The sequence below is a fragment of the Bradyrhizobium sp. genome (assembly GCF_049798375.1).
Classification (GTDB): Bacteria; Pseudomonadota; Alphaproteobacteria; order Rhizobiales; family Xanthobacteraceae; genus Bradyrhizobium.
The window spans coordinates 1-3545 of record NZ_JBARGP010000334.1 but is presented as its reverse complement, the minus strand read 5'-3'; the positions used below and the strand labels follow the sequence as shown (position 1 = coordinate 3545).

Sequence of the window (3545 nt, the reverse complement as noted above, 5' to 3'; positions counted from 1 at the left end):
CGCAGTGCAGCAACGATTTGCGGCCGGCGCGCCAATACCGTCTGGTCCGCCTCGGGCATCATGATCGCCATCGTCGCTCTCCCGGCTGTCGCGATTTGTCGTGTCATATCAATCACAACAGTGATGGTTTGAACAGGCCGCAGAACGCCTTGCCAAACTGCATGCGCCACGAGCGGATCGGCCATATTGATGATGCGCCGCAGCTTGTGCGAGGCTTAGGGCCGTGTAACAAACGGCGCGCATCTCCGTTTCGCAACCACAGAGCCCTGACCCATGAACAAACTGACCTTGAGCGCTCTCGTCGTCATCGCCGCATCGTCGCTTGCCTCAGCGGCGCAGGCGCAGGACGCCGCTGCCGGCAAGACCTCGTTCAACAAGTGCCTGCCCTGCCACTCGATCGGCCCGGGCGCCAAGAACAAGGTCGGCCCCGAACTCAACGGGCTCGACGGCCGCAAGTCGGGCACGGCCCCGGACTACAATTATACGGATGCCAACAAGAACTCGGGCATCACCTGGAACGAGGCCCAGTTCAAGGAATACATCAAGGACCCGAAGGCCAAGATCCCCGGCACCAAGATGACCTTCGCCGGCATCAAGAGCGAGAACGAGATCAACAATCTCTGGGCCTATGTCTCGTCGTTCGACAAGGACGGCAATCCGAAGAAGTAAGCATCGCTATCGCGGCGCGGCGAAACGGCCGCGCCGTGTCTCACGTCAAAGCCCCGGGCGATCGCTCCGGGGCTTTTTCATTTCACGAACGTATCAGCCTCTGCGGGCATGCGCCCGATTCCGGCGACCATGCGGGAGATCTCGGCGGCGATCAGCGCGGGCTCCGCGTCCTGCACCATATGGCCGAGACCCGGCCGCACGATCAGCCGGGTCTGCGGCACGGCCTTGGCGAAGGCGCGCGAATGGATATCGGTGAAGACGGTGCGGTCGGCCTCGCCGGAGATCACCGTGACCGGGCAGCCGATGTCGCCATAGCGCTGCATCTGCGACATCACGGCCGGCTTCAGGGTCACGAGATCGTGGGCATTGGCGAGAAATTCGCGCGGCCGCAGCAGCAGCGGCGTGGCGCTGCGGTCGATGAAGCCCTCCGGCATCGCCTGCGGCAGGAAGACGCCGCGGGCGCCTGGAGCGAGCAGCGCGAGTCCGAGCGGCAACGTGATCGTGTATGCCAGCAACGGCCCGAGCAGCGGCACGGTAACGGCCTTGTTGTAGCGGCCGACCCCGCCGCGCCACGGATGGGTCACAGGCGCCAGCATGACCAGGCCGGCCACCCGGTCCGGAAAATCCAGCGCCATCCGCGTGCCGAGCGCGCCGCTCCAGGAATGCACCACGAGAACGATAGGCCCGACGCCGATCTCCGCGAGGGCCTGGTTCAGCATCCGCGCCTGGGCTGCCGGGGTGGAATCGCCGAGATGCGCGCGCCGGCTCCAGCCATGGCCGGGACGGTCGACCAGCAGGACACGACGGCCCTGTGCGGCCAAGAGATCACCGAGGGGGCGCATCGCTGCGAGGTTCGAGCTCGCGCCATGGATCAAGAGCAGCGGCGGCTGGCCTGCATTTTTCGGGCCGATATCCACAAGATTGATGGTTGCACCGTCGATCTCGATCGCCCGCCCCGGTGCCGGATAGCGCCGCTCGATCACCAAAACGCCGACCTGCGTGACCAGCGCCAGCAGCGCCAGAATGCCCACGAACAACATTGAAATCATGAGGATTTTTCTGCCTGCCACCCGACCAGATACGAACCCGGCCAGGAAAGGTTGCGGCGTTGGCCGCCCGGCCTGCCGAACCATCGCGCAGACCGTGTCATCACGACGTCGTCGGCCTTTTTATAACCATGGTCGAGACTTTTTCTCACCGACGTGGGCAAACGCCGTGAATCACTCGCGGCTCCGATCCATCACCGGGACGCGCAGCAAACTGGATCGGGCGCCGGGTTTGGACCTGCAGGTAGTTGAGGGGGTATCAGATGAGTTTCCAATCAAGCGAGACCGCGATCGACGAGATCGTCGCCAGCTGCAACGGCGATTTGCGCGGCGCGCTGAAGGCACTGCTCTTGGTCAACGAGCATCTCGAGGCAGAGATCGCCCAGCTCTACGCCGCGGCGGCGCATTATGGCCTCAACGAGCGCAATCGCCACGCGGTGCACTGATCGTTGCTTGCGGCTTGCCGGTCTCAGATGTCGCGGCCCTCGACCTTCTCGCTCAGGGTCTTCACCAGCTCCGGCACCTTCTCCAGATACGGATCGACGTCGAGCGCCTTGCGAAAGGCTTCCAGGGCGCGCTTGTCCTCGCCGAGGTCCTGCATGATCATGCCGAGCCCGGCGAGCGCTCCGAAATGGCGCGGCTCACGCACCAGCACCTGCTGGATGTCGGCGAGCGCCCGCCCATAGTCGTTCTGCAGGTAATACAGCGTCGCGCGCCGGTTCCAGGCTTCGGTATAGTCGGGCTTGAGCTTGATCACGGCGTCCAGAAGCTTCAGCGCGATTTCGGTCTTGTGCGCATCCATCGCGGCCTTCGAGCGCACCATCAGCAGCGCCACCGTGTCGCTCGGCGTCTGCGTCCACGCCGCCCAGATACGCGCTTCGACATGGCGCGCACTGGCCTCGTCCGGAGCGGCCTTCAGCGCGCCAAACAGGAAATCAACATTTTTGCTTTTATCGCCGCCGACCTTGGGCAGCTTAGCAGGCGCCTCGGGCGGCTTCGGCTTGGGAGGCATCACGCGCGGATTATCTTGCGCGTGAGCAAGCGTCGGTGCGGAGATGACGAGCGCGGCGAGCAGAATCGCCCAGGAGAGTCTCAATGCCATCCGCAAAGGATAGCCGCAGTCCAACACCCTTGCAAAGCAAGGGTGGCGTCAAACAGCTGTGAATGGCCGGGCCAAAGGGGACTTCAGGACCAAGCGGCCTCAGACTTCGAAGCCTTAGCCTTGGCGGGCCTTGAAGCGGCGCTGGACCTTGTTGATGACGTAGACGCGGCCCTTGCGGCGGACCAGGCGGTTGGCGCGATGGCGGCCACGCAGCGATTTCAGCGAGTTACGGACCTTCATGGGACATCCTGATGCGATAAAAGGCCGTGTTGGACAGGCCGAAAGTGGCAAATAGCGATTCTTCCCCGCTGGCGACCGAGCCGCCCGGGACGGCGGGTTTCTACCTATCGACCGGGTCGATGTCAATCGAAACGGCCCCTTTATTAACTCTGGCGGACCGACCGGGAACCCTTCACCCATTCAGAAATGCCGTTGCAGGCCCGCCTCAAGCGTCATTGCCAAGTTCGTTATATCGTATAATCAATTCGCAACGCCAATAATCAACTGCTGGGAACGCCTGAGATGCCCAAGCTCGCCCTGCCCAAGATCGACGAATTCGTCGCCATCGACATCCATACCCATGCCGAGGAGCCCTGCGGCATGCACGGCGACGACGGCTATGACGATTTCCAGGCGCAGATGGCGGACTATTTCAAGTCGCCGCACAAGCACCCGCCGACCGTGCCGGAAACCGCAGCCTATTATCGCTCCAAGAACATCGCCGCGGT

Annotated in this window: 6 protein-coding genes and 1 pseudogene; 3 read left to right on the top strand and 4 right to left on the bottom strand. The window is 63.3% G+C overall.

All coding sequences use genetic code 11. From position 1 onward, the window contains the following. Nucleotides 1–185, bottom strand: a 185-nt coding sequence (locus WA702_RS14215; RefSeq protein WP_425111170.1) for a hypothetical protein, incomplete at its 3' end; no start/stop codon positions are given. An 88-nt stretch (nt 186–273) separates the two neighbouring features. On the opposite strand from WA702_RS14215, the gene cycA reads away from it, so the two are divergent. After that, nucleotides 274–669, top strand: coding sequence for a cytochrome c-550 CycA (gene cycA, locus WA702_RS14210; RefSeq protein ID WP_425111169.1), 396 nt, complete (start codon nt 274–276; stop codon nt 667–669). Between the two features lie 77 nt (nt 670–746). Here cycA and WA702_RS14205 read toward each other — a convergent pair whose 3' ends face one another. Next, entirely contained in the window at nt 747–1718 is a 972-nt protein-coding gene (locus WA702_RS14205) for an alpha/beta fold hydrolase (protein ID WP_425111167.1), read from the bottom strand. A 260-nt stretch (nt 1719–1978) separates the two neighbouring features. Here WA702_RS14205 and WA702_RS14200 point away from each other — a divergent pair, with 260 nt between their 5' ends. Beyond that, entirely contained in the window at nt 1979–2161 is a 183-nt protein-coding gene (locus tag WA702_RS14200; protein WP_425111166.1) for a hypothetical protein, read from the top strand. Between the two features lie 23 nt (nt 2162–2184). On the opposite strand, the gene WA702_RS14195 is transcribed toward WA702_RS14200, so the two are convergent. Beyond that, a complete protein-coding gene (locus WA702_RS14195) occupies nt 2185–2817 on the bottom strand; it encodes a tetratricopeptide repeat protein (protein ID WP_425111165.1) in 633 nt (210 codons plus the stop codon). Between the two features lie 114 nt (nt 2818–2931). Next, nucleotides 2932–3057 carry a type B 50S ribosomal protein L36 gene (ykgO, locus tag WA702_RS14190; protein ID WP_006611362.1) on the bottom strand — a complete coding sequence of 42 codons (126 nt, stop codon included), beginning with the start codon at nt 3055–3057 and terminating at the stop codon, nt 2932–2934. 282 nt (nt 3058–3339) lie between these two features. Here ykgO and WA702_RS14185 point away from each other — a divergent pair. Then, a pseudogene (locus tag WA702_RS14185) lies at nt 3340–3545 on the top strand (4-hydroxyphenyl-beta-ketoacyl-CoA hydrolase); the annotation flags it as partial.